Origin of the sequence: Streptomyces sp. NPDC048106 (assembly GCF_040706415.1) — a bacterium.
Classification (GTDB): domain Bacteria; phylum Actinomycetota; class Actinomycetes; order Streptomycetales; family Streptomycetaceae; genus Streptomyces.
Map to the genome: position 1 here is coordinate 1 of NZ_JBEZND010000003.1, position 25,538 is coordinate 25,538.

Annotated in this window: 16 protein-coding genes; 5 read left to right on the plus strand and 11 right to left on the minus strand. The window is 74.1% G+C overall.

Annotated elements, in window-relative coordinates:
* The 5 genes from AB0927_RS03285 to AB0927_RS03305 all read left to right on the plus strand — a co-directional run.
* On the plus strand, positions 1 to 2,990 hold a 2,990-nt coding region (locus AB0927_RS03285; RefSeq protein WP_366665782.1), incomplete at its 5' end, for a type I polyketide synthase.
* Between the two features lie 29 nt (positions 2,991 to 3,019).
* The gene (locus tag AB0927_RS03290; RefSeq protein ID WP_366665783.1) at positions 3,020 to 8,440 is read left to right on the plus strand and encodes a type I polyketide synthase; all 5,421 of its coding nucleotides are present in this window, start codon (positions 3,020 to 3,022) and stop codon (positions 8,438 to 8,440) included.
* 29 nt (positions 8,441 to 8,469) lie between these two features.
* Positions 8,470 to 11,610, plus strand: a complete 3,141-nt coding sequence (locus AB0927_RS03295; RefSeq protein WP_366665784.1) for a beta-ketoacyl synthase N-terminal-like domain-containing protein — start codon at positions 8,470 to 8,472, stop codon at positions 11,608 to 11,610.
* 53 nt (positions 11,611 to 11,663) lie between these two features.
* Positions 11,664 to 12,455: an arylamine N-acetyltransferase gene (locus tag AB0927_RS03300; RefSeq protein WP_366665785.1), complete on the plus strand. Its 792-nt coding sequence runs from the start codon at positions 11,664 to 11,666 to the stop codon at positions 12,453 to 12,455.
* 18 nt (positions 12,456 to 12,473) lie between these two features.
* Complete coding sequence (locus tag AB0927_RS03305; RefSeq protein ID WP_366665786.1) at positions 12,474 to 14,096, plus strand: bifunctional 3-(3-hydroxy-phenyl)propionate/3-hydroxycinnamic acid hydroxylase; 1,623 nt, start codon at positions 12,474 to 12,476, stop codon at positions 14,094 to 14,096.
* Between the two features lie 4 nt (positions 14,097 to 14,100).
* On the opposite strand, the gene AB0927_RS03310 is transcribed toward AB0927_RS03305, so the two are convergent.
* The 11 genes from AB0927_RS03310 to AB0927_RS03360 form a co-directional block, all read right to left on the minus strand.
* On the minus strand, positions 14,101 to 15,336 hold the full coding sequence (locus AB0927_RS03310; protein ID WP_366665787.1) for a cytochrome P450: 1,236 nt from the start codon (positions 15,334 to 15,336) through the stop codon (positions 14,101 to 14,103).
* 2 nt (positions 15,337 to 15,338) lie between these two features.
* On the minus strand, positions 15,339 to 16,607 hold the full coding sequence (locus tag AB0927_RS03315; RefSeq protein WP_366665788.1) for a cytochrome P450: 1,269 nt from the start codon (positions 16,605 to 16,607) through the stop codon (positions 15,339 to 15,341).
* The gene (locus AB0927_RS03320; protein WP_366665789.1) at positions 16,604 to 17,269 is read right to left on the minus strand and encodes an ATP/GTP-binding protein; all 666 of its coding nucleotides are present in this window, start codon (positions 17,267 to 17,269) and stop codon (positions 16,604 to 16,606) included. The genes AB0927_RS03315 and AB0927_RS03320 overlap by 4 nt, the downstream gene beginning before the upstream one ends.
* Complete coding sequence (locus tag AB0927_RS03325; protein WP_366665790.1) at positions 17,244 to 17,603, minus strand: DUF742 domain-containing protein; 360 nt, start codon at positions 17,601 to 17,603, stop codon at positions 17,244 to 17,246. The genes AB0927_RS03320 and AB0927_RS03325 overlap by 26 nt, the downstream gene beginning before the upstream one ends.
* Positions 17,600 to 18,022, minus strand: coding sequence for a roadblock/LC7 domain-containing protein (locus AB0927_RS03330; protein WP_366665791.1), 423 nt, complete (start codon positions 18,020 to 18,022; stop codon positions 17,600 to 17,602). Before AB0927_RS03330 ends, AB0927_RS03325 begins: the two co-directional genes overlap by 4 nt.
* Positions 18,019 to 19,536: an ATP-binding protein gene (locus AB0927_RS03335; protein WP_366665792.1), complete on the minus strand. Its 1,518-nt coding sequence runs from the start codon at positions 19,534 to 19,536 to the stop codon at positions 18,019 to 18,021. The genes AB0927_RS03330 and AB0927_RS03335 overlap by 4 nt, the downstream gene beginning before the upstream one ends.
* 210 nt (positions 19,537 to 19,746) lie before the next feature.
* Positions 19,747 to 20,247 carry a flavin reductase family protein gene (locus AB0927_RS03340; protein ID WP_366665793.1) on the minus strand — a complete coding sequence of 167 codons (501 nt, stop codon included), beginning with the start codon at positions 20,245 to 20,247 and terminating at the stop codon, positions 19,747 to 19,749.
* A 24-nt stretch (positions 20,248 to 20,271) separates the two neighbouring features.
* Positions 20,272 to 21,528 carry an ATP-grasp domain-containing protein gene (locus tag AB0927_RS03345; RefSeq protein ID WP_366665794.1) on the minus strand — a complete coding sequence of 419 codons (1,257 nt, stop codon included), beginning with the start codon at positions 21,526 to 21,528 and terminating at the stop codon, positions 20,272 to 20,274.
* On the minus strand, positions 21,525 to 22,790 hold the full coding sequence (locus tag AB0927_RS03350) for a methylaspartate mutase (protein WP_366665795.1): 1,266 nt from the start codon (positions 22,788 to 22,790) through the stop codon (positions 21,525 to 21,527). The genes AB0927_RS03345 and AB0927_RS03350 overlap by 4 nt, the downstream gene beginning before the upstream one ends.
* Before the next feature lies 1 nt (position 22,791).
* Positions 22,792 to 24,303: a PqqD family protein gene (locus AB0927_RS03355; RefSeq protein WP_366665796.1), complete on the minus strand. Its 1,512-nt coding sequence runs from the start codon at positions 24,301 to 24,303 to the stop codon at positions 22,792 to 22,794.
* Entirely contained in the window at positions 24,300 to 25,538 is a 1,239-nt protein-coding gene (locus AB0927_RS03360; protein WP_366665797.1) for an ATP-grasp domain-containing protein, read from the minus strand. The genes AB0927_RS03355 and AB0927_RS03360 overlap by 4 nt, the downstream gene beginning before the upstream one ends.

Genomic DNA, 25,538 nt, shown 5'->3' on the forward strand with positions numbered 1-25,538 from the left:
TCACCACCCTCCACCACACCGGCCACCACACCTACATCGAAACCAGCACCCACCCCGTCCTCACCCAAGCCATCCAAGACACCCTCAACACACCCGACACCACAACCGAAACCACCCAGATCACCGTCATCCCCACCCTCCGCCGCAACCAACCCGAACCCACCACCTTCCACCACGCCCTCGCCACCCTCCACACCCACACCCACCACACCCCCAACCACCACCTCCCCCACCCCCACCACCACACCAACCTCCCCACCTACCCCTTCCAACACCAGCACTACTGGCTGAAGTCCGAGAGCGCGACCGGCACCGACATCGGCGCGGTCGGGCTCGGCCGGAGCGGTCATCCGCTGCTCGGCGCCGTCGTCCGGCTCCCGGAGTCGGACGGGGCCGTGTTCACCAACCGGGTCGCGCTGAACACGCACCCCTGGCTGGGCGAGCACACGGTCGCCGGAACCGTCCTGGTGCCGGGCACCGCCCTGCTCGAACTCGCGGTGCGCGCCGGTGACGAGCTGGGCGAGCCGGTGGTGTCCGAGCTGGTGGTCGAGGCACCGCTGGCGGTGCCGCGCTCGGGTGGCGTGCAGTTGCGGGTGACCGTCGGGGAGCGGGACGGCGCGGGCCTGCGCCCGGTCTCGGTCCACTCCCGGACGGAGGACGCCCTCGACGACGCGCCGTGGACACGGCACGTCACCGGCTTCCTCGGCGGCGCGCGGCCGGTGCCGGCGGAGGTGGCGGTGGCATGGCCGCCGACGGGTGCCGAGCGGGTCGAGGCCGACGGCTTCTACGCGGCCCAGCGGGCGGCCGGATTCGAGTTCGGGCCGCTGTTCCAGGGGCTGCGGCAGGTCTGGCTGGCCGGCGACGAGGTCTGCGCCGAGGTGGCGCTGCCCGAGGACGCCGCGCACACGGAGGACTTCCTCCTGCACCCGGCGCTGCTGGACGCGGCCCTGCACGCCGCCGCCTTCCTGCCCGGCCGCTCGGGCCCGGACGCGCCGGCCCGGCTGCCGTTCGCCTGGAGCGGGGTCGCCCTGCACGCGACGGGCGCCACGGCGCTGCGGGTCCGCGTCCGGCCCTGTGGCCCCGACGACATCGCCGTCGAACTGGCCGACACCACCGGCGCGCCGGTCGCCTCGATCGGCACGCTGACCATGCGCCCGGCCGACCTGGAGCGGCTGCCCGGCCGGAGCGCGACCGGCGAGATGCTCTTCCGCACCCGCTGGACGGACCTGCCCGTCACCGCGTCCCCGGCGACCGAGCCGGCGGTGCCCGGCCTGCTGGACCTGACGGCGGACGAGGCGGAGCCCGGCGCGGAGCAGGCCGCCGCCCTGCCGAAGCGGGCGCGGGCGCTGGTGGCCAGGGCGTTGGAGGGGATCCAGGAGCATCTGGCCCAGCCCGTACCGGACCGGCCGCTGGTCCTGGTCACCCGGGACGCGCGGCGGGACCCGGCGATGGCCGCCGTGTGGGGACTGGGCCGGGTGGCGCAGTCGGAGAACCCCGGCCAGGTCGTCCTGGCGGACGTCGACGACGCCCCGCGGTCCCGGCGGCTGCTGGCCGCCGCCGTCGCCACCGGTGAGCCCCAACTGGCCGTGCACGACGGCACGGTGACCGTCCCGCGGCTGGTGCGCGACGTTCCCGCGGGTGCCCCGCGCCCGCTGGATCCGGCGGGCACCGTCCTGGTCACCGGCGGCACCGGCACCCTGGGCGGGCTGGTCGCCCGGCGTCTGGTGACGCACCACGGCGCCCGGCATCTGCTGCTCACCAGCCGGCGCGGCCCCGACGCGCCGGGAGCCCGGGAGCTGGCGGCGGAGCTGACCGCGCTCGGCGCCGAGGTGACGGTGACTGCCTGCGACATCGGGGACCCGGCGGACGCGGCCGCACTGGTGGCCGGCGTCGCGGCGGAGCACCCGCTGACCGCGGTGGTCCACAGCGCGGCCGTCCTGGACGACGGCGTCCTGACCTCGCTGGACCCGTCCCGGGTGGAGACGGTGTTCGGTCCCAAGGTGGACGGTGCCTGGAACCTGCACCTGCTGACCGAGCACCTCGACCTGGCGGCGTTCGTCCTGTTCTCGTCGGCGTCGGGCACGCTCGGCAACGCCGGACAGGGCAACTACGCGGCCGGCAACGGGTTCCTGGACGGGCTGGCCGCGTACCGCAGGGAGCGGGGTCTGCCGGGGCTCTCGCTGGCCTGGGGGCTGTGGGAGCAGGCCAGCGAGATGACCGGCGCCCTGCTGGCCGGCGCGCAGGGGCACCTCAAGCAGGACGTGCTCGCCATGACCGACGAGGAGGGGCTGGCGCTGTTCGACGCCGCGCTGGGCGCGGCCGAGTCGGCCGCCGTGCTGGTGCCCGTCAAGCTGAACCCGGCCGCGCTGCGGCAGGCCGCGCACCTGCCGGCCGTACTGCGCGGCCTGGTGCCCACGGCCCGGCCGGCCGCGCGGCAGGCCGCCGCGGAGCCGGCCCAGTCGCTGGTGGACCGGTTGCGGGCGCTGCCCCCGCAGGAACGGTCCGGGAAGCTCCTCGACACGGTGCTCGCGCACACTGCGGCGACGCTCGGGCACGCCGGTGCGGGCGCGCTCGACGCACGGCAGGCGTTCCGGGACCTCGGTTTCGACTCGCTCGCCGCGGTGGACCTGCGCAACCGCGTCGGCGCGAGCACCGGCCTGCGGCTGCCGGCGACGCTGGTGTTCGACTACCCGACGCCGGCCGCGCTCGCCGGTCACCTGCTGGCGGAGCTGGGCCTCGACACGGCCGAGGAGTCGGCCGCCGAGCACGCGGTCGGCGAGCTGCGCCGGTTCATGGAGACGCTCGGCGAACTGGTCGTCGCCACCGAGGACCGTGCCCGGGTGGCCGAGCGGCTGCGGGAGTTGGCGGCCGAGTGGCACTCCCCGGCGGCCGGTCCGGAGCCCGGCGCGGACGGCCCGACGAGCGACGACGACATCCTCCGGATGGCCGAGGCCGCACTCGGTCTGCCCGGCAGCACCCCTCAGGCCTGAGCCCCCCGAACCCGTAAAGGACCCTTTCCGTGGCCACTGACGACAAGCTGCGCGACTATCTGAAACGGACCCTGGCCGAACTCGGGCAGGCCCGCACCCGGCTGGAGGAGAGCGAGGCACGGCGGCGGGAGCCGATCGCCGTCGTGGGGATGGCCTGCCGGCTGCCCGGCGGCGTCACCTCCCCGGAGGACCTGTGGCGGCTGGTCGCCTCGGGCACGGACGCCATCGGCCCGCTGCCCGACGACCGCGGCTGGGACGTCGAGGGGCTCTACGACCCCGACCCCGAGCGGCACGGCACGACCTATGCGGCCGAGGGCGGCTTCCTCGCGGACGCCGGCGGTTTCGACGCCGACTTCTTCGGCATCTCGCCCCGCGAGGCGCTGTCCCTCAACCCGCAGCAGCGGCATCTGCTGGAGCTGTCCTGGGAGGCGGTGGAACGCGCCGGTATCGACCCGACGAGCCTGCACGGCAGCAGGACCGGCGTGTTCACCGGGGTGATGTACCACGACTACGCGCCGCCGCTGCGGGAGGCGCCCCGGGAGCTGGAGGGGCTGCTGAGCATCGGCGACTCGGGCAGCGCGGCCTCGGGCCGGGTGTCGTACACGCTCGGTCTCGAAGGGCCCGCGGTCACCGTGGAGACGGCCTGTTCCTCCTCGCTGGTGGCGCTGCACCTGGCCGCGCAGGCGCTGCGCTCCGGCGAGTGCGATCTGGCGCTCGCCGGGGGCGCGGCCATCATGGGGACGCCGGACGCGATGGTGCACTTCGCCCGGCAGCGGGGGCTGGCGGCGGACGGCCGGTCCAAGGCGTTCGCGGCGGCGGCCGACGGCACCGGCTGGTCCGAGGGCGTCGCCGTGGTCCTGGTGGAGCGTCTTTCCGACGCCCGCCGCAACGGGCACCCGGTCCTCGCCGTGGTGCGCGGCACCGCCGTCAACCAGGACGGCGCCTCCAACGGCCTCACCGCACCCAACGGCCCCTCCCAACAGCGCGTCATCCGCCAGGCCCTCGCCAACGCCGGACTCACCCCGGCCGACATCGACCTGGCCGAGGCGCACGGCACCGGCACCGCCCTCGGCGACCCCATCGAGGCGCAGGCCCTCATCAGCACCTACGGCAAGGACCGCGACCCCGGACACCCGCTCTGGCTCGGCTCGTTGAAGTCCAACATCGGCCACACCCAGGCCGCCGCCGGAGTCGCCGCGGTCATCAAGACGGTCCTCGCCATGCGGCACGGCACCATGCCCAAAACCCTCCACGTCGACGCGCCCACCCCGCACGTCGACTGGTCCGCCGACACCGTCCGGCTGCTCACCGAGCCCCGCCCCTGGACCACCGCCGACCGTCCCCGCCGCGCCGGGGTGTCCGCCTTCGGCGCCACGGGCACCAACGCGCACGTGATCCTCGAAGAGGCGCCCGAGCCGGACGAGGAGCCGCGGGCGGACCGGGCGGACGCGCCGCCCGTCGTCGCGTGGCCGCTGTCCGCGAAGACGCCCACCGCGCTGGCGCGCGGGGCCCGGCGGCTGCTGTCCCAGGTGTCCGGCGACCCGGCGGCCGACCTCGCCGGCATCGGCGCGGCGCTCGTCACCACCCGGGCCCGGCTGGACCACCGGGCGGTGGTCGTCGGCGCCGACCGGGACGAACTGCTCGCCGGACTGCGGGCGTTGGCCGACGGCACCGCGGACCCGGCCGTGGTGACCGGGCGGGCGGCGCCGGGACGGCTGGCGTTCGCCTTCGCCGGACAGGGCAGCCAGCGGGCGGGCATGGGCCGTGAGCTGTACCGGGAACTGCCCGCGTTCGCCGCCGTGTTCGACGAGATCTGCGCGGCGCTGGACCCGCATCTGGACACGCCGCTGCGGGACGTCGTCTTCGCGGCCCCGGACACCCCGGACGCGGCGCTGCTCGACACCACCGCGTACACCCAGCCCGCGCTGTTCGCCCTGGAGGTCGCCCTCGCCCAGGTGGTGGAGCGGTGGGGCGTACGACCCGACGTACTGGTCGGCCACTCCGTCGGGGAGATCGCGGCGGCCCATGTCGCGGGCGTGTTCTCGCTGCCGGACGCCGCCGCGCTGGTGGCCGCCCGGGGCAGGCTGATGCAGGCGCTGCCCGCCACCGGCGCGATGGTCGCCGTGGCGGCCGGCGAGGAGACGGTGCTGCCGCTCCTCGCCGGGCAGGAGTCGCGGGTGGCCGTCGCCGCGGTGAACGGCCCGGAGTCGGTCGTGCTCTCCGGCGACGAGGACGTGGTCCTGGCGCTCGCCGAGCGGCTGCGCGCCGCCGGTCACCGCGTCAAACGGCTGGCCGTGAGCCATGCCTTCCACTCGCCGCACATCGACGCGATGCTCGACGAGTTCGGCCGGACCGCGGCGGCGCTGACCTACCACGCGCCGCGCGTCCCGCTGGTCTCCGACGTCACCGGGGCCCTCGCCGACCCGGCCGAACTGGCCGGCGCCGGCTACTGGGTGCGGCACGCCCGTGCCGCGGTCCGGTTCGACGCGGCCGTACGGACCCTGGCGGCCGAGGGCGTCCGCACCGTGCTGGAGATCGGGCACGGGGACACCCTCACCGCCCTGGTGCGGGAGAACAGCGACGCGCTGGACGCGGTCCCCGCGCAGGCCCGGCGCGCCCCGGGGCTCCGCTCGCTGGTCGGCTCGGTGGCCCGGCTGCACACCCGGGGCCACGGGGTGGACTGGGCGCCGCTGCTGCCGGCCGCGCGCACCCGCGCCGCACTGCCGACGTATCCGTTCGAGCACCGGCGGTTCTGGCTGGAGCCGGTGCGCACGAGTGACGCCGACGCGCTCGGCGTGAGAACGACCGGGCATCCGCTGCTGGGCGCCGCGGTCCCGCTGCCCGCGTCCGGCGGTGTGGTGTTCGCCCACCGCATCGCGGTGCGGGACCAGCCGTGGCTGGCCGACCACACCGTGGGCGGGGCCGTGCTGGTGTCCGGCACGGCGCTGGTGGACATGGCCGTCCGGGCCGGCGACGAGGTCGGCGCGGGGGTCGTCGAGGAACTGGTGATCGAGGCACCGCTGGTGCTGCCCGAGACCGGCGGGGTGCGGCTGCGGGTGAGCGTCGCGGAGCCCGGCGAGGACGGTTCCCGGCCGCTCGCGATCCACTCCCGGCCGGACGCCGCCGACCAGGACGACGGGAGCGGGTGGACCCGGCACGCGACCGGCCGGCTCACCGGCGCGCTGCCGTCCGACGGCGCGGGACCCGCCGGGGACCTGGCCGCCTGGCCGCCCCCGGGTGCCGAGCCGCTGTCCCTGGACGGCTTCTACGACCGCTTCGACGACGGCCGCGCGGACGACGGGGTGGCCCTCGGGCCGCTCTTCCGGGGGCTGCGCGCGGTCTGGGCGCGGGGCGCGGAGGTGTTCGCCGAGGCCGAGTTCCCCGGGGAGGACACCGAGGGGTTCGTGCTGCACCCGGCGCTGCTGGACGCGGCGCTCCAGGCGGGCGCGTTCCTGCCCGGCCGGGACGGCGAGAAGCCGGAACTGCCCTTCGCCTTCCGGTCGGTCGCCGTGCACGCCGGGGGCGCCACCGCCGTACGGCTCCGGATCGGGGTCACCGGGACCGGCGCGCTGCGCCTGGACCTCGCCGACGGCTCGGGCTCGCCCGTGGCCACGGTCGGCTCCCTCACCACCCGCCCCCTGCACACCCAGCCGCCCATGCCCGCCGGGGCGTCCGGCGACCGGCTGTTCCGCACCGAGTGGCGCACGGTGCTCCACCCTGAGGGCCCGGAGCCGGCCGTCGGCCGGGTGCTGGACCTCACGACGGCCGGACCCGGCGATCCGCCGCGCCGGGCCCGCGCGCTCGGCGCCGAGGTGCTGGACGCCGTACACGCCAAGCTGGCCGAGCCGGGCGGGCCGCCCCTGGTCGTGCTGACCGGCGGCGCCGAGGCCGACCCCGCGGCGGCCGCCGTCTGGGGCCTCGTGCGGTCCGCGCAGAACGAGCACCCCGGCGAGTTCGTCCTCGTGGACACCGACGACGGCTCCCGCGAGCTGCTGCCGGCCGCGCTGGCCACCTCGGAGCCCCAGTTGTCCCTGCGGGGCGGCCGGCTGCGCGTGCCGCGGCTGACCCGGGCCGGGGACGGCGACGGCGACGGCGACCGGGTCCTGGATCCCGACGGCACCGTGCTGATCACCGGGGGCACCGGGGCGCTGGGGGCGACGCTGGCCCGGCACCTCGTCAGCGCGCACCACGCCCGGCACCTGCTGCTGACGAGCCGTCGAGGGGAGGCGGCCCCGGGCGCCGCCGAGCTGCGCGACGAGCTGACCGCGCTCGGCGCGACCGTCACGGTCGCCGCGTGCGACGTCGCCGACCGTACGGCCGTCGCGGAGCTGCTGGCGGGGATCCCCGGCGCCCATCCGCTCACCTCGGTCGTGCACACGGCCGGCGTGCTCGACGACGGTGTGCTCTCCGCGCTGACCCCGCGGCGGCTGGACACCGTGTTCGCGCCCAAGGCCGACGCCGCCTGGCACCTGCACGAACTGACCCTGGACGCGGAACTGGCGTCGTTCGTGCTGTTCTCCTCGGCGGCCGGCGTCCTCGGCGGCGCGGGACAGGGCAACTACGCCGCCGCCAACGCCTTCCTGGACGGCCTCGCCGCCCACCGCCGCGGCCTCGGGCTGCCCGCCGTCGCGCTGGCCTGGGGGCTGTGGGAGCAGGCGAGCACGATGACCCGGGGGCTGCGCGAGGACCGGCAGGGGCGCGGGCGCTACGTGCTGCCGCTGCCGACGCGGGAGGCGCTCGCCCTGTTCGACCGGGCGGTAGGGGCCGGTCCGGCGGCGGTGCTGCCGGCCCGGTTCGACCTCGCCGCGCTCCGCGGCTCGCGGGAGGTGCCGCCGGTCATGCGCGGGCTCGTCCCCGGTGCCCGGCCCCAGGCGCGGGCGGGGGCCGTGCCGACCGGATCCCTGACCCGGGACCTGGAGCGGCTGCCGGTGGCCAAGCGGCGGCACCGGCTGGGCGAGCTGGTGCGCTCGCTCGCCGCGCAGACGCTCGGTCACGACAGCGCCGAGGTGATCGAGGACGAGCGGTCGTTCAAGGAGCTGGGCTTCGACTCGCTGTCGGCGGTGGAGCTGCGCAACCGGATCGCCGCCGCGACCGGCATCCGGCTGCCCGCCACGCTCGTCTTCGACTACCCGACCCCGTCGGCGGCCGCCCGTCAGCTGTACGACCGGCTCTTCCCGGAGCCGGCGGACGGGGCACGCTCCGGCGCCGCCGCCGGTGAGGCCGGCCCGGAGCTCGACCCCGGACGCGAGCGCCGGCTGCGGCGGGCGCTGGCCTCGGTGTCGCTCCAGCGGCTCGGCGAGCTCGGAGTGCTCACCACGCTTCTCGAACTGGCCGACGACACGGCCGAGGAACCGGCCGCCCCCGCGGGCGCGGCGAAGCCCCTGAGCGAGATCTCCGCGATGAGCGTGGAGAGCCTGATCGCCAGGGCCCTGGGCGACAGCGGCCGCTGACGGCCACCCGACGATTGGGGACGAAGGACATGAACACGCACGACGAGGCCGTCGTCGAGGCGCTGCGCGCCTCCCTGATGGAGAACGAACGGCTCAAGAGCGAGCTGGCGGAGGTCGTCGGCCGGGCGCACGAACCGATCGCGATCGTGGGCATGGCGTGCCGGCTGCCCGGCGGGGTCCGCTCCCCGGAGGACCTGTGGGAGCTGCTGGCCGAGGGCCGCGACGGCATCACGGAGTTCCCGGCCGACCGGGGCTGGGATGTGGAGGCGCTCTACGATCCGGACCCGGACGCGCACGGCAGGAGCTACGTCCGCGAGGGCGGGTTCCTGCACGACGCCGGTGACTTCGACGCCCGCTTCTTCGGCATCTCACCGCGCGAGGCCCTGTCGATGGACCCCCAGCAGCGGCTCTTCCTGGAGGCGGCGTGGGAGGCGGTGGAGCGGGCCGGCATCGACGCCGACTCGCTGCGCGGCAGCCGCACCGGTGTGTTCGCCGGGGTGATGTACCACGACTACGGCACGGGCCTGGCCCAGGTCCCCACCGAGATCGAGGGGTTCCAGGGGGCGGGCGTGGCGGGCAGCCTCGTCTCCGGCCGGGTGTCCTACCACCTCGGCCTGGAGGGGCCGTCGGTGACCGTGGACACGGCTTGCTCCTCCTCGCTGCTGGCCCTGCACCTGGCGGCCCGGTCGCTGCGCTCGGGCGAGTGCGACCTGGCGCTGGCGGGCGGGGTGGCGGTCATGGCGGAGCCGGACACCTTCGTGGAGTTCTCCCGGCAGCGCGGGCTGGCGCCGGACGGCCGCTGCAAGCCGTTCGCCGCCGCGGCGGACGGCACCGGCTGGTCCGAGGGGCTGTCGCTGCTGCTGCTGGAGCGGCTCTCCGACGCGCGCCGCAACGGGCATCCGGTGCTGGCCGTGGTCCGGGGCAGCGCGGTGAACTCCGACGGCGCCTCCAACGGCCTGACCGCCCCCAACGGCCCCTCCCAGCAGCGGGTCATCCGCCAGGCCCTGGCCGACGCGGGGCTCAGCGCCGCGGACGTGGACCTGGTCGAGGCGCACGGCACCGGGACCCGGCTCGGTGACCCGATCGAGGCGCAGGCGGTGATCGACACCTACGGGCGGGACCGGGAGCCCGGACGGCCGCTGTGGCTGGGCTCGTTGAAGTCCAACATCGGGCACACCCAGGCCGCGGCGGGCGTCGCCGGGGTGATCAAGGCCGTACTGGCGCTCCGGCACGGGGTGCTGCCGCGCACGCTGCACGTCGACGAGCCGAGCCCGCACGTCGACTGGTCGGCCGGGTCCGTGCGGCTGCTGCGCGAGGCCCGGGAGTGGCCCGCGTCGGCGCGGCCGCGCCGGGCCGGGGTCTCGGCGTTCGGGATGAGCGGGACCAACGCGCACGTGATCGTCGAGCAGGCACCCGAGCCGGAGGAGGCCGAGAGCGAAGCCGGGGCCGGGGCGGAGACCGGGTCGGGCGTCCGCGAGGAGCCCGCCGGCGAGCCCGTCCCCTGGCTGCTGTCCGCGCGGACCCCTGCGGCGCTGGCCGCCCAGGCGCGCCGGCTGGTGGCCCACGCCGAGGCGCACCCGGAACTGGACGCCGTGGCCCTCGGCCGGGCCCTGGCGACCACGCGGGCGGCGATGGAGCACCGGGCGGCGCTGACCGCCACGGACCGCGGGCGGCTGCTCGACGGCGCCCGGCGGCTGGCGGAGGGCACCGCGGCGCCGTCCGTGGTGACCGGCAAGACCGCCCCGGGCCAGCTCGCGTTCCTCTTCTCCGGCCAGGGCAGCCAGCGGCTCGCCATGGGCCGCGAACTCGCCGCCGCCCACCCGGTGTTCGCCGACGCCTTCGAGCAGGCGTGCGCGGAGCTGGACGCCCGGCTGCCGCGTCCGCTGCGGGAGGTGCTGGACGCGCGGCCCGGCTCGCCCGATGGCCGGCTGCTGGACCGTACGGAGTTCACCCAGCCCGCCCTGTTCGCCTTCGAGGTGGCGCTCGCCCGGCTGTTCGCGTCCTGGGGCGTGGAGCCCGACGTGGTCGCCGGTCATTCCGTCGGCGAGATCGCCGCCGCGCACATCGCCGGGGTGTTCTCGCTGGCCGACGCGGCCGCCCTGGTGACGGCGCGGGCCCGGCTGATGCAGGCGCTGCCGGTCCCCGGGGCGATGGTGGCGGTGGCCGCCGGGGAGGAGGAGGTCGCCGTACTGCTGGCCGGCCACGCGGACCTGGTGGGCATCGCCGCGGTCAACGGGCCCTCCTCCGTGGTGCTCTCCGGCGCCGAGGAACGGGTCCTGGAGATCGCCGGCGCGCTGCGCTCCCTCGGTCACCGCACCAAGCGCCTGAAGGTGTCGCACGCCTTCCACTCGCCGCTGATGGAACCCATGCGCGAGGAGTTCGCCCGGGTCGCCCGCGGGCTGACGTACGAGGCGCCGCGGATCCCCGTGGTCTCCAACGTCACGGGGCGCGCGGCGGCGGGCGACGACCTGGTGACGCCCGAGTACTGGGTGCGGCACGTGCGGGCCACGGTCCGCTTCCACGCCGGCGTGCGCGGCCTGGAGGCCGACGGCGTCCGCACCTTCCTGGAGGTGGGGCCCGGCGACACCCTCACGGCCCTGGTCCACGAGAACCTCACCGGTCCCGCCGAGGCGATCGCGGCCGTCCGCCGCGGCCACGACGAGGCGGAGTCGGTGCGCCTGGCCCTGGGCGCGCTGCACGTACGCGGCCGCACCCTCACCGTGGCGCCGCCCGCGCGCCATGTGCCCCTGCCCACCTATCCCTTCGAACACAAGCGTTACTGGCTGGAGAGGACCATCGTGCCCCGGACCGAGCAGACCCCGGTCGTCCTGGAGGACCCCGCGACGGAGGCGGCCGCCCAGACGGAGCCGGACCCGTCCCTGGTGGAGCGGCTGGCCGGGCGTCCCGCCGACGAACGCCGCAAGGAGCTGATCGCCCTCGTCACCGAGCTGGCCGCGCAGGCGCTGGGCCATGAGGACACCGAGGAGTTCGACGAGGACACCGGCTTCTTCGACCTCGGCTTCAGCTCGCTGACCGCCGTCGAGGTGCGGAACCGGATCAACCAGATCTGCGGGCTGGACACCAACCCGATGCTGCTGTTCGACCACCCGACGCCCGGGATGCTCGCGGACCGCCTGGAAGAGCTGCTGTTCGCCCCCGAGAACCACTGACCCGCCGACCCACCGACCCACTGATCCACTGATCCACGAGGACGGAGCCAGACATGTTCGACGTCACCGCCTACCTGGAGCACCTCGGCTACACCGGCACCCTGGAGCCCAGCCGGGAGAACCTGCGCGAACTGCACGTGCGGCACATGAGGACGATCCCCTTCGACAACTCCCGCAACGCCGCCAAGGGCCTGGCGATCTGGGACGACGTCGACGCGGGCGCCGACGTCTTCTTCCAGGCACTCGTCACCGAGCGCCGCGGCGGGATCTGCCACGAGCTCAGCGGCCTGTTCCGCGCGCTGCTCACCGAACTCGGCTACGACGTCCGGATCATCTCCTCGGGCGTGCGCGGCGCGAACGACGAGTTCGGGCCCGACCTGGAGCACATGCTCGGCGTGGTGCGCCTCGACGGCGAGGACTGGCTCGTCGACGTGGGCTTCGCCGGACCCTCGTTCACCGAACCGGTGCGCGTCTCGGACGCGGTGCAGAGTCAGTACGGCTTCGACTACCGCGTGCTCGACGACGACGGCGGTCACCTGGTGCTCCAGCGGCGTCCGCGGGGCGGCGACTGGCAGGCGGTGTACCGCTTCACCCTCCAGGAGCGTGACCTGTCCGAGTGGAAGGCCATCGCCAGCGGCGAGAACGACGACCCGTTCTGGCACTGGGCCGGCGAGATGATCCGGGCGGGCACGCTGATCTACGGCCGCGCCACCGAGACCGGCCAGCTTCTGCTGGTGGGCCGGCGGTACCTGGTGTCCGAGGACGGCGCGGACCGTGCCCGGGTGCTGGCGAAGAAGGACGACTACGAGTCCGTCGTGCGGCACGTGCTGCGCCAGGACGTCTGAGGGGCGGGGACCACAGCGATGAGTGCTGACAGGGAAGTCGGGGCCGGGTCCGGGCTCGACGCGGACGTGCTGATCGTCGGCGACGGGCCCGTGGGCCAGACCCTGGCGATCATGCTGGCCACGAGCGGCTGGCAGGTCACGGTGGTCGACCGCTGGCCCGAGCCGTACACGATGTCACGGGCGGTGGCGTTCGACAGCGAGGCCGCCCGGGTGCTGGCCTCGATCGGCCTGACCGGGTACATCGCCACCGAGACCGAGCCGTCCGGGCGCTACTCCTGGCGGAACGCGGAGGGCCGGACCCTGCTGGACATCCAGGGGTCCCCGAGGGGCTGGTGCCACTGGCCCGACTCCACGTCGATGTACCAGCCGGGCCTGGAGTCGGCCCTGACCGCACGGGGCGCCCGGCTGCCCTCGCTGCGGGTGCTGCGCGGCCACGAGGCGGTCGACGCAGCCGACCTCGGGGACCACGTGGAACTGACGTGCGTGGGTCCGGACGGCGCACGGCGAGTGCTGTCGGCGCGCTGGCTCGTCGGGTGCGACGGGGCGAACAGCTTCGTCCGTGAGCGCATCGGCGGCGGCATGCACGACCTCGGGTTCTCGCGGGACTGGCTGATCTGCGACGTGGTGCTGCACGAGGAGCGCGTCTTCGACCCGAACAACCTCCAGATCTGCGATCCGGCGCGGCCCCGGACGGAGGCGTCGGCCGGCCCCGGCCACCGGCGCTGGGAGTTCATGCGGCTGGAGGGCGAACCGGTGGAGGAGCTGAACACCCCGGAGAGCGCCTGGCGGTTGCTGAAGCTCTTCGACGTCACCCCCGAGAACGCGACCCTGCTGCGGCACGCCGTCTACACCTTCCGGTCCCGGTGGGCGGACCGCTGGCGCTCGGGCCGGATGCTCATCGCCGGTGACGCCGCCCACGTCATGCCGCCGTTCGCCGGGCAGGGCATGTGCTCGGGCATCAGGGACGCCACCAACCTGTCGTGGAAGCTGGACCTGGTCCTGTCCGGGCGGGCGGACGCGGCCCTGCTGGACACCTACGAGACCGAGCGGGCGGCCCATGTGCGGCACGCGATCCGGATGTCGGTCGACCTGGGCAAGGTCATCTGCCAGCTTGATCCGGCCGCCGCGGCGGACCGGGACGTGGCCATGCTGGCCGCGCGGGAACGGGGGGTGGGGCAGGGCGCCCCGCAGGCCCCGGTGCATCCGCTGCGCAAGGGGCTGCTGCACGGGGGCGGCGGACCGGGCACCGGCCGGCTGACCGGGCGGCTCACCCCGCAGGCGCGCGTGCGCGGCGCCGCCGGGACGGCCCTGTTCGACGAGGTCGTGGGGACCGGCTCCTTCGTACTGCTGACCCGCGGGGACCCCCGTGCCCTGCCCGAGGACCCGGACGTGCTGGACGGCCTGCCCGTCCGGGTGGTCTCGGTCGTGCCCGGTGACAACGCCGTCACCGGCGAGGACACGGTGGCCGACGTGGACGGCCGGTACCTGCCGTACCTCGACGAGGCGGGCGCCTGGGCGGTGCTCGTCCGTCCCGACTTCTACGTCTTCGGCCAGGCGGACACCCCGGACGCCTGTACGGCGCTCCTCGCCGACCTGCGCGAGCGGCTGGCCGTCCCGCGGGTGGCGGCGCCCGCCCTGTGAGGCGTCAGCCGGCCAGCCGGACCGGGACCGTCTGCCAGCCGTAGGCGATGAAGGACGGGACCTGCTTCAGGTCATCGGCCGTGAAGGCGGGGGTCAGGGCGGGGAAGCGGTCGAAGAGGGCGGAGAGGGCGGTGCGGGCCTCCATGCGGGCCAGCGGGGCGCCGATGCAGCGGTGCACGCCGATGCCGAAGGAGAGGTGGTCGTCGGCGGCCCGCGCGGCGTCGAAGGCCTCGGCACTCTCCCCGTAGTGCGCGGGGTCCGAGCCGGCCGCGCCGAAGGTGGTGAGGATCGCGTCGCCGGCCGGGATGGTGACGCCGTCCACGGTGATGTCGGAGACCGCGAACCGGAGCGGGAGGGAGGCGATGGAGGGCCTGGCGCGCAGGACCTCGTCGATGACCTGGTCCCAGTCCAGCTCCCCGGAGCGGACGGCGGCGAGCTGATCGGGGTGGTTCAGGAGCTCGACCACCGCGTTGGCGATCAGGTTCACCGTCGTCTCGAAGCCGGCGCCGATGACCAGGAGGAGGGTGAACAGCAGTTCCTCGCTGCTGAGCCGGTCGCCCTCCTCGTCACGGACCCGGATCAGCTCGGTGGTGAGGTCGTCGCCCGGGTGCTCGGCGCGGTAGGCGATCTGCGCCGGGATCACCGTGCCGATCTGCTGCTGTACGAAGGCCGCGTGTTCGGCGCTCTGGTCGGTGGTGTCCATGATCGCCGCGACCAGCTCGCCCACGCTCTGCCGGAGGTGATCGGGCACTCCGAACAGCTCGCAGATGATCTGCATCGGCAGCGGATGGGCGAACGCCTCCTTGAGGTCGACGACGGCGCCGTCCGCACCCGCCTTCTCCATCGCGTCGAGGAGTTCCGCCGCGACGGCCTCGACCCGGCCGCGGAGTGCCTCGGTGCGCCGGGCGGTGAAGCTGGGGGCGACCAGGCGGCGCAGCCGGGTGTGGTCGCTGCCGTAGGTGGAGAGCATGTTGACCACGCCGATCCAGCCCAGCACCCAGGCCCACTCCGGGCGTTCACCGACCTGCGGCCACAGCCGCCAGTGCTTGCGCGGGTCCTTGCTGACCTGCGGGTCGAGGATCAGGGTCCGCAGGGCGTCGTACCCGGTGGGCGCCCAGGCCGGGATCCCGCCGGGCAGGTCCACGGGGACGACCGGCCCGAGGGCTCGCAGCCGCGCGCTCTCCGCGACGATGTCGGAGCCGAACGGGTCGATGGGCACGCGGGTGGGCGTAGTGGTCATGCTCAGGCTCCAGTCTGGAAGGACGCGGATTCGGCCGACAGCCCGGCGGGACGGTCGGGGGTGCGGGGGGTGAACCGGACCGGCAGGGCGACGAGGGAGCGGTGGAAGGGGCCCGGGCGCCAGGTGAGGCGGTCGCGGGGCACGGTGGGCTCCATGTCGGGCAGCCACTGGGTGAGCCGTTCGATGGCCTCCGTGGCGATCAGCAGCCCCTCGTGCTTGACCGGGCAGGTGTGCGGGCCCGCGCCGAACGACAGGTGGGAGGCGTCCCGCGGGTGGTGCGCGCCGCCGTGCTCCTCGTCCGCGAACAGCGCGAGCGCCCCGTACGAGACGACGACCGGCACCGCGGCCCGCACCCACACCCCGTGGAAGCTCAGCGACTTCCGGGCGTAGAGCACCCCGTAGTTGGTGAGCGGGGTCTCGTAGCGGAGCACCTCCAGCACCGCGTCCCGTACGGGGCGGGAGCCGCTGGTGAGGGTGGAGTAGTACGCCGGGTTGCCGAGGATGCGGGAGAGCGCGTTGGTGACCAGGTTGGTGGACGGCTCGTGGCCCGCGCCGAGGGTGAGGAAGACCTGCCAGGTGACCTCCTCGGGGGTGAGGCCCAGCGGGTGGTCGAGCAGCCGGCTGGTGAGGTCGTCGCCGCGTTTCGCCATCTTGGCGCCGATCAGGTCCATCACGTACCTGCCGTACTCGGCCTCGCCCTGGACGGACGCCTCGCCGCCCTCCATCAGCGCGCCGAGCGCGTCGTTGAGGCGGTCGGCCTCGCCCTCGGGGAAGCCGAAGAGGCTGTTGAAGATCAGCGTCATCATCGGGCGGGCGAAGTCGTTCACCAGGTCCGCCTCGCCGCGCGGGCCGAACCGGGAGACCAGGATGTGCACCGCGCGGAGCACCCGCTCGCGCAGATCGTGCGGCTCGACCAGGTCGAACGCCTGGAGCAGGGCGGTCCGGTAGCGCAGGTGCTCCCCACCGTCGGAGAAGAGGGTGTTGGGCCGCCAGCGCATCATGCCGAGGATCGGCAGGTCCTCGGGGACCGTCGCCTGCCAGGGGCGCGGGTCGCGGGACCAGGTCGCGTCGTCGTGCAGCATGTCGAGCGCGGCCCGGCGGTCGGTGACCACGTACGCCGGTACGCCCGGGGCGAGTTCGGCCCAGCCGACCGGGCCCTGGGCGCGCAGTGCCTCGTAGTAGCGGCGCGGGTCGACGGCGAACCCGTCCTCCCACAGCCGTACGGGGGTGGAGAGGCTGAAGGACTCCACGGGGGCGGGGAACTCCGTCACGCGCGCACCTCCCCGGCCGCCGCGCGGGCGTCGAGGTCGATCAGGTGCTCCACGAGGGCGAGCAGCGCGTCGACGGAGGAGTGGGTGTCCCGGGCGTCGCACTCCACCAGCGGGGTGTCCGGCGCCAGGTCGAGGGCCTCGCGCAGTTGTTGCTCGGGATAACGGCGGGAGTCGGGGAAGGTGTTGACGGCGACCGCGTACGTCAGCCCCGACTCCTCGACCAGGCCGAGGACGTCGAAGGAGGCGTCGAGGCGGCGGCTGTCGACGAGGACGAGCGCGCCGAGCGCCCCGTAGGCGATGTCGGCCCACAGCGCGCGGAACCGCTCCTGTCCGGGGGTGCCGAACAGGTAGAGGACGGTCTCCGCGCCGAGGGTGATCCGGCCGAAGTCGATGGCGACGGTGGTGGTCTTCTTGTCCCGCACGCCGTCGAGGTCGTCGACGGAGGTGGAGGCCTGGGTGAGGTGCTCCTCGGTGTGCAGGGGACGGATCTCGGACACCGAGTCGATCAGGGTGGTCTTGCCGACGCCGAACGGGCCTACGACGACGATCTTCACCAACTCCCGCGCCGTGGCCGGGAGATGCAGTTCACCGGCCCGGACACCGGAGTCGGCGACCCGGCGGTCGGCCGGCGGACATTCAGAGCTTGAGGGCGCGGAGGCCATCGGCGACTCTCTTCAGCAGGTCGTGGTCGGGCTTGGCGGCGGACGGGACGGGCGGGCGTGCCGTCACCAGCCCCTGGTCGATCAGCGCGGCGGCGAGGACCCGGACGGCGGAGACCGGCAGCCGCAGCAGCGCCGCCGCCTCCACGACGGTCAGGGAGCCGCCGTCCAGCGACTGGAGCAGCGCGTGCTGGGCCGCGGGCAGGTCGCCGGAGACCGGCCCGGTGACGGAGGTGAGCACCGACAGGCGCTCCAGACTGTTGCGGCTGGGCCGCGCCACCCCCGAGGTGGAGAGGTAGGCGGGCACCAGCGGACGGCCGGACCTGGGGCCCCTCACAGCAAAGCGCCGCCCTCGGCCGCGCGGGGTGCCGCGGCCATCGCCTTCTCGCCGAGCCGCGCCACCTGGGAGTGCACGCGGTGGCCGAGCAGGTCGAGCCGGACCTCAGGGTCGCCGTAGGCGGCGACGCAGGTGCCGTGGTCGGTCGGGGCGACCAGGATGTAGCCGTGGTCGGACTCGATCACGACCTGCCGGAGCTGGGCGGCCGGCATGTCGGCGAACGCGGCGGCGGCGGTCCGGCAGGCGCCCTGGACGGTGGAGGTGATCGCGGCGACCCGCTCGGCCGAGTCCTGGGTGAGCGCCTCCGAGAAGCCGGACACCAGACCGTCCCTGGTGAGCAGGACGGCGGCCTTCACATGCGGGACGTCGAGGATCGGGTCGAGAACCCACGCTGTGTCACCGGTCTCGCGGTTGGTCATCGGGGAACGGTCCCTTCGGATCGAGCTGCATCACGGGCAGCGGCGGTCGCCGACTGCAGGGCGCCGAGGGCCGCGGCGGACTCCTCGGGCGAGCGGGCGGGGGCGGCGGTCTTGGCCGCACTCGGCCGGATCATCGCGGCCTGGTCCGGCGACACCTGGCGACGGCGCCGGCGGGGGAGGTCGTCGGCGTCGGGCGCCGGCTGGTCGGGGCCGGGCATCGGCTGGTCGTGGCCGGCCGCCGGCTGATCGGGACCGGGCGCCGGATCATCGAGGCCGGGCGCCGGCTGAGGGGCGTCCGGTTCCGCCGGTCCGGGCGCGGCGGTCTCGGACCGGGCGGCGCGGACCGGTTCCGTCCCCGGTAGGGCGGCCTCGGGGGCCGGCGCGTGGGCGTGCTCGGCCAGCGGCTCCGGCCTGGGCACCTCCCCGGTGCGGGTGGAGGGCGACGCGCTCGCGGCGGCGGGGCGCAGCGCAGGGTCGAGGTGGCTCAGCAGATGCTTGTGGACCAGCAGGACCGCCCGCACGCCCCCGTACGGAGACGGCGTGGACAGGTCCACCGAGAGGTCGAACTGCCGGGTGAGCTGGCCGATCGCCGCGAGGCCCATCCGGGGCGGGTCGCCCAGGTCGGAGAACATGATCGGGTCGGTGCCGGCCACCACCCGCTGCGCGGCGGCCCGTTCCTCGGGCGCCATGCCGACACCCGCGTCGTCGACGGTCACGGCGACCCCGCTGTGGACGTGTTCGAGGTTGACCACGACCGACGTGTCCGGGGAGGAGTGCCGCAGCGCGTTGTCGAGCAGCTCGGCGGCGATGATCGCGACGGGCTCCACGGCGTGCGAGACCAGCGCGGTGCCGGGGGTGAGGTGGTTGTGGAGCCTGATCCGCCGGTATCCGGCCAGCCGGGCCTGTCCGCCGGTGACGGCGTCGACCAGGTGCGACTCCTCCCGGGCCAGGCCGACCCAGGCCCCGCAGACCACCGCGGCGACCTGGGCGCGGCGCAGCGACTGCTCGTTCTCGTGGTCCAGGTTGTAGAGGTCCTGCGCCAGCTCCGGGTCGTCGTACCGCTCCTGGAGTCCGTGGAGGATGTCCTGGAGGCGGTAGAGGCTCGCCTGGATCTCCCGGGTGGTGCCGCGCATACCGGCCCGCGCGGCGGCGTCGACCCGCTTGCGCTCCTGGAGGATCGCGGCGCGCAGGGCCTCCAGTACCGGCTCGAACACCGCGCCCTCGGAACCGGCCGGGCCGGGCACCGGCACGTGCGGGTGCGCGGTGCGCGACGCCTCGGCCGGCATGCGCCGGGTGACGAGGTGCTCCAGCTCGGCGGTGAACGCCTGCCGGACGCGCTCCGCCTCCTCGGCGCCGGCCCGGGCGGACCGCTGGGCCTGGTGGCGCAGACCGGTCATCTCCTGCCGCAGCCGGGCGCGTTCACGTCTGGAGCGCCACAGGCCGCTTCCCAGAGCTAGTGCCGACACCGTCCCGGCGGCCAGGCCGCCGAAGGCCAGCTCCGGTATCTCGATCATGGATGGGGACCTCGGGGATCTCGGATACGTCTGGGCGTCTGAGCGTGGGGAGTCCGTTGAAGCAGTTGGCAAACTACACACTGCCTGCCGCTGATTGCATCTGGCATTTGCCTGAATTCCCCCGCGATAGCCGTCAATTGGGGACTTCGGAAAACCGCAGAGGCCCGGCGGACGGCCGGGCCTCTGCGTGTATGGGACCGCCGCCGCGGGTCAGCGGCTGCCCGCGGTGGCCGGCCATGTGCTGTACGCCCCGCGGCAGTACAGCAGCGGCTCGCGGGAGTACGTCTGTCCCCCGTGCACGTCGGCGATGAGCAGCCAGTGGTCCCCGGCGTCCACGGTCTGCACGGTGCGGCACTCGGCGTAGGCGAGCGCGATGTCGGTGAGGATCGGGGCGCCGCCGGCATGCGCGGAGGGTTCCCAGACGAGGCCCGCGAACTTGTCCGGCCCCTTGTCGGCGAAGGTGCGGGACGCCTCCTCGCCGGATTCGGCGAGGAAGTTGACCACGAAGGCGCCGGAGGACGCCAGCGCCGGGAAGGTCTGGGAACTCTTGCCGACCCCGACGAGCAGCCTCGGCGTCGCGGCGGAGACCGAGCAGACGGCGTTGCAGGTGAAGCCGCGCGGCCGGCCCTGCTCGTCCAGCGCCGTGACGATGGCGACGGCCGTCGGGAAGGAACCGAAGATCTCGCGGAACCGCTCGCTGTCTAGGGACATGTGGATCTCACCATGCTTTCGGATTCAGAGCAGTTCGTGCTCGAGCTCGCGGATCACCTTGTGAGCGTTGTCGATCTCGGTGGGGTCGGGATGCACCAGGAACACGGCGCCGGGCGAGGAGTTGAGGTCCACGGTCGGCCGGGTGGGCGCGCCGTCGGCGATCCGGAACCGGACGCTCTCGAAGGCGGGGATCCGCTCCAGCGCGGACGTGATGGCGGCGGTCGGCAGCGGTACGGCACGACGGGCCACGAGGTTGACGCAGCGCGCCCGCTGGAGGACCGGGTAACGGGCCGGGCGCGCCGTGAGCGAGACGCCGTCGCGCACATGGCAGTCGAGGGTGAGGCTCACCTGGTTGGCGCCGGTGCACAGGTCGAGCGCGGCGGGGTTGGCCAGCCCGGAGACGCGCGCCCCGGTCTCCAGGAGCAGCGGGCCCCGCGCGGTGAGGATCAGCTCGCTGTGCGCCGGGCCGTCGGTGATGCCGAGGGCGTCCAGCGCCCGGGCCGTGTACGGCAGGATGACGTCGAGCACGGGATCGTCCGGCGTCAGCAGGTCCTCCGCCTCGTAGATCCTGCGGCCGCCGTCCCGCACCTGCTTGCGGCTGATCCAGGCGTCGGTGAACCAGTGACCGCCGTCCCGGCTCACGGAGTTGACGATGTACTCGTCCCCCGCGAGGTACTCCTGGACGAGCACCTCCTCGTTCACCCGGAGCATGATGTTGGTCTTGCCGAGGACGGCCCGGCAGGCGTCGGCCACCTCCTGCTCGGTGTCGCAGGTGTAGACGTCGTCGGAGCCCGCGCTGTCCAGCGGCTTGACCACGAGGCGCGCGATGTCCGGATTGCGGCGCCACCAGTCGAGCAGTTCGGCGACGTCGCCGGAGCGGCACTGCCGGGCGGTGGGCACGCCCGCCCGGGAGAGGGCCTCCATCATCAGGGCCTTGTCCCGGCGGGCGGCGGACAGCGCGGGGTCGTTGCCGCGCAGGCCGAGGCCGCGGGCCAGTTCGTCCGCCACCTCGACGCCGAACTCGCTCGCCGCGACGACCGCCACGGGCTCCCGCGCCTTCAGGTACGCCAGCACCTCGGCCTCGTGACCGGGGTAGGTGAGGTCCTCATCCAGAAGTGCGGCCGGCAGGCTCGCGCCGAAGGTGCCGGACGCCAGGTCACGTGAGCGCACATGCAGGATCCGGTGGGTCTCGGCCGCCTCGCGGGCCAGCATCGACCCCGTGGAGAACGCGTCCACCAGGACCAGGGCGGGCCGGTCCGGGCGGTGTTGCGGGACAGTCATGAGTGGGGAACCAATCTGGACTCGGACGATTCGCTGTCGTAGCGCTCCGCGACGTGGTTGAGCATGCCGTACAGGTCGTCGGAGGTGAGCCGGCCGGCCGTACGGGACGAGGGGGTGCTCAGCGGCAGGTTTCCGGTGGAGCCCCAGGCCAGCGCGCCGCGGTCGTCGATGACACAGGTCGCCGCCGACCTGTTGTCGGGGTGGAGGCAGTAGGGGATGTCGAGCAGACCGAGCCGGAAGGCCCCGGTCAGCGCGGTGCCGATGTCCGGGTCGAGGTTCAGCACCGCCTCCACGATGGCGCGTGCCTCGGCGAGCGTCTCCTCGAAGTACGCGTCCTCCTCGGCGGACCCCGCGTTCGCCGGCCCGCGCGCGGCGGCCGCGGCGAGCCGCAGCGCGGACAGGTTCTCCGACACGCTCGGGATCTGCCACGCCTCGGAGACCGTCTTGACGATCAGCCGCTCGCAGCCCGCGTCCCGGGCCAGCCGCGCGCTGTCCTCGATGAGCGCCCCCGCGCCCGCCGGGGTGCGCGGGAACAGGCCCATGTACGTGTACAGCACCACGTGCCAGGTGACGTCCCCCAGCAGCTCGGCGGCGAGGGCGCGCAGCGCGCGTACGGCCCCGCGGTCCTGGGCGGGGTGCGTGCCCTGGGCGTAGCTGAAGGACATCTGGCGCAGCCCGTGGGCCCGGAAGAAGCAGCCCTCCAGCACCGCGACCGCCACCAGCAGCGACGGCGGGCAGAGCTGCCCGAGCAGACAGCCGCCGAAGCTCTCGATGTGCCCGTGCTCGGTCTCCCCGGCCAGCAGCCGGCAGCTCTCCGACCAGGCGCGGACCGCGTCGGCGAGGGGGAGCCTGCTGTAGGGCAGGCAGTAGGAGACCGGGCCGCCCTCGGTCGCGTCCAGACCGACCTCGACCAGCCTGCGGAAGACGGCCAGCGGGCGCGCCGTACCGTGCCGCACCTGGACGGGGAAGGCCGGGCCGTGCACGCCCTCCAGCATGCGCCGGGTGGCGGCCGCGGGGTGGGAGACGAGCGGGTAGCCGTTCAGCTCCTCGTCCGCGGCCAGCCGCTCCAGCGGGGTGGTGTGGTCGCCGACCCGGGTGTAGCTGTCGAGGGTGAGGGTCCCGACCACGGGGAAGTCGAGGGCGGCCACCTCGCGCAGTCCGGCCGTCATCGCGGCGATCCTGCCGAAGCCCATGCGGGGCTGCACGACCAGGGTGTGCTCGGCCCGGTGGCCGGCCACGAACCGGTCGAGATAACCGCTCACTTCACCGCCCGGAGATCAGTTCGGTGGCGGGGGCTCCGCCGGCCGGGTCGATGGTGGCCACGTGGTACTTGTGCGGGTCACCGGCCCGGACGCGGGAAATGATCGTCTCCGGGGTGCCGAAGTCGACCAGGCCGCTCGTGTAGAGGGTGCGCAGGTGGGCGAGGGTGAGTCCGGAGACGTCCTGGAGCCAGGCCGCGGTCTCGGGGTCCTCGTCCGGCTCCGCCTTCGCGCCGAGTACCGCGTGGATGCGGTCCGCCTCGGCGGCCTTGGCGGGGTGGCAGCGTTCGAGGAAGGCGGCCAGCCGCTCGCCGCGGTCGGTGAAGGGGGAGAACACCATGGCCACGAGCGCCTCTTCGGACAGCCCGAACGCCTCCTGCGCGAACTCGTCGGCGATCTTGCGCCGGTGGATCCGCTTGTCAGGCGTGTCGTAGCGGCTCAGCGCGAGGTCGATGAGGTTTTGCGGCATCTCCTTCTTGCGCATCAGCTCCTCGGCGAGTTCGAGGTACTCGGCCAGGCCGTCGTCGTACGTCCGCCCCTGCACGAACTCGCTGCGCAGCGCGCGCAGATGGGCCATCAAGCCGGGGTTGGCGCAATCGGACTCGCTGAAGCTGAAGGCGAGTTCGTCGAACTGGAACCCGAGGAAGTCCACGATGAGGTCCCAGTGGTCGTGCACCCGGTAACTCACCAGGTCGTAGACCGAGATGAACTGCGGCTGCATCACCCGGTCGCCGGTGGACACCTCGCGCTCGGCGAGTTCACGCGCGCTGTCGTCGCCGAACAGCTCGCGGAAGTAGGTGTCCCCGATGCCGCGCAGCGCCATGAGGATGCCCCGGAAGCCCATCGTGCGGCACTCCTGGACGTCCACGCCGCAGGCCTTGGCGAGCCGCATGATCCAGGCGGAGTAGAGGAGTTGCTCGCGCCGCGAGTCACCGGTCATCACCACGTCGACGCCGCCGTCGAACCAGGCGGCGCGCCCGTAGAAGTCGGCGACGGCCAGGTTGCAGCTGTTGCAGAAGGTCGGCCGGCCGTCTCCGGCGGCGCGGTGGCCGTTCATCAGGACGTCGAGGCGGTTGATGGCGACCAGTTGCTCGGGCAGCGGCAGGTCGACGTGGAAGGGGCGGACCAGCGTGTGGTCGACGGTCAGCAGTTCCGCCCGGTCGTCATCGAGGAGGCCGAGCGCCCGGTAGACGCGGTCGATGTTCTCCATGACGGCCCGGGGCACGCCCGCGTGCCGCATGTTGGCGACGCGCAGCGTGAAGGTGCGGCCGAAGTTCAGCGCGAGGTGCAGCTGTACGGCGCGCACGAAGGCGACGACGTACGTGCTGTCCTTGCCGCCGCCGTAGGCCACCATGACCTTGTAGTCGGGCAGCGCGTCGATGCCGCCGGCGGCCTCCACGAGCCGTTCCCCGGTCGCCTTGACGCCGTCGAGTTCCCCGTCGCTGAGAAAGCCGGTCAGGCGCTCGTACAGGGTCGGGTACCGCTCGTTCGCGGGCTCCCCCGTGTGCTGGTTCATATCCTCGTGGCCTCGAATTCGAAGGTGTCGATGATGCGGTGGATGTCGGCCTCCACCTGGGCCTCGTCCTCGTGCAGGAGGATGAAACGACCGCTGTGCAGGGCGTCGTAGGAGCCGCCCGGCTGGAGCACCTCGCCGACCGGGGGCAGCAGTTCCCGCCAGATCGTCGGCACGCTCTCACGCAGGGAGACGGCCTTGGTCACCCGCGCGGGCAGGTCGGCCGGCTTCGGCACGACCAGCCAACCGCCGGAAAGATCATGGGTCTTGGGGGTGATGCCGGTGGGCCGGCCGCCCACGGCACGCAGCCACACCTCGAAGAGGTTGACCCCGAAGAGCTTGTTCAGCAGGTGCGGCACCTCGCCGCCGCCCACCCGGCCGCCGATCTCCAGGAAGACGAGTTCGTCGGCGGGCGTGACGAAGATCTCCAGGTGGAAGGGCGTGGAGCGGACACCGAGGGCCGCCACGCACTCCCGGCTGAACGCCTCGACGCGGTCGCGCAGTTCGCTCTGCCGCAGCACGACCGAGCCGAGCGGGGCACCCTGGCCGAAGGCGAGGCAGTCGTTCAGGTAGCGGGAGACGACCTGGAAGCCGATCTCCGCGTGGTCGTCCGCGTAGCCGTCGATGTGGAAGACGCGGCCGGTGACGAACTCCTCGATCTCGTACCGGGACAGGTCCAGGGTGGGCAGCAGGGCGGTGAGCTCCTGCTCGTCCTCGACGCGGTGCACCCCGATGCTGGCGGCGCCGTCGACCGGCTTGAGGATCACCGGGTAGCCGGTGGCGCGCGCGAACTCAACTGCCGCTTCCGGGGATTCGCAGCTTTCGAAGCGCGGGACCCGGACGCCCTTGAGGGCGAGGATCTCCTTCATCCGCACCTTGTCGCGGTAGACCGCGACCTCGTCCGGGGTCGGACCGGGGATGCCGAGGTCCCGGCGGACCCGGGCGGCGATCTCCAGGGTGAACTCGGACAGGGCGACGAGCTGGTCCACCGGGCCGACCCGCCGGGTGATCTCGGCGACCGCGTCGCGCAGCGCCTCGAAGTCGTTGACGTCGTCGACCTGGACCTGTGCGGCGATCTTCGCGGGATCGGCGAGCACGCCCTCGGCGCCGAGCGGGTCCACCACATAGCTGACCTGGTGGACGTCGTGGTCGATGAACTCCTCGTAGCGCGTGAGCTCGTTGTCCCACCGCACTCCGTCGGAGAAACGCGGCCAGCGGTTGACGATGACGATGTGCAT

Excerpts from the sequence above, each read along its gene's own strand:
- AB0927_RS03295 (WP_366665784.1), top strand. The coding sequence starts at position 8,470 with ATGAACACGCACGACGAGGCCGTCGTCGAGGCGCTGCGCGCCTCCCTG.
- AB0927_RS03300 (WP_366665785.1), top strand. The coding sequence starts at position 11,664 with ATGTTCGACGTCACCGCCTACCTGGAGCACCTCGGCTACACCGGCACC.
- AB0927_RS03305 (WP_366665786.1), top strand. The coding sequence starts at position 12,474 with ATGAGTGCTGACAGGGAAGTCGGGGCCGGGTCCGGGCTCGACGCGGAC.
- AB0927_RS03310 (WP_366665787.1), bottom strand. The coding sequence starts at position 15,336 with ATGACCACTACGCCCACCCGCGTGCCCATCGACCCGTTCGGCTCCGAC.
- AB0927_RS03320 (WP_366665789.1), bottom strand. The coding sequence starts at position 17,269 with ATGGCCTCCGCGCCCTCAAGCTCTGAATGTCCGCCGGCCGACCGCCGG.
- AB0927_RS03330 (WP_366665791.1), bottom strand. The coding sequence starts at position 18,022 with ATGACCAACCGCGAGACCGGTGACACAGCGTGGGTTCTCGACCCGATC.
- AB0927_RS03335 (WP_366665792.1), bottom strand. The coding sequence starts at position 19,536 with ATGATCGAGATACCGGAGCTGGCCTTCGGCGGCCTGGCCGCCGGGACG.
- AB0927_RS03340 (WP_366665793.1), bottom strand. The coding sequence starts at position 20,247 with ATGTCCCTAGACAGCGAGCGGTTCCGCGAGATCTTCGGTTCCTTCCCG.
- AB0927_RS03345 (WP_366665794.1), bottom strand. The coding sequence starts at position 21,528 with ATGACTGTCCCGCAACACCGCCCGGACCGGCCCGCCCTGGTCCTGGTG.
- AB0927_RS03355 (WP_366665796.1), bottom strand. The coding sequence starts at position 24,303 with ATGAACCAGCACACGGGGGAGCCCGCGAACGAGCGGTACCCGACCCTG.
- AB0927_RS03360 (WP_366665797.1), bottom strand. The coding sequence starts at position 25,538 with ATGCACATCGTCATCGTCAACCGCTGGCCGCGTTTCTCCGACGGAGTG.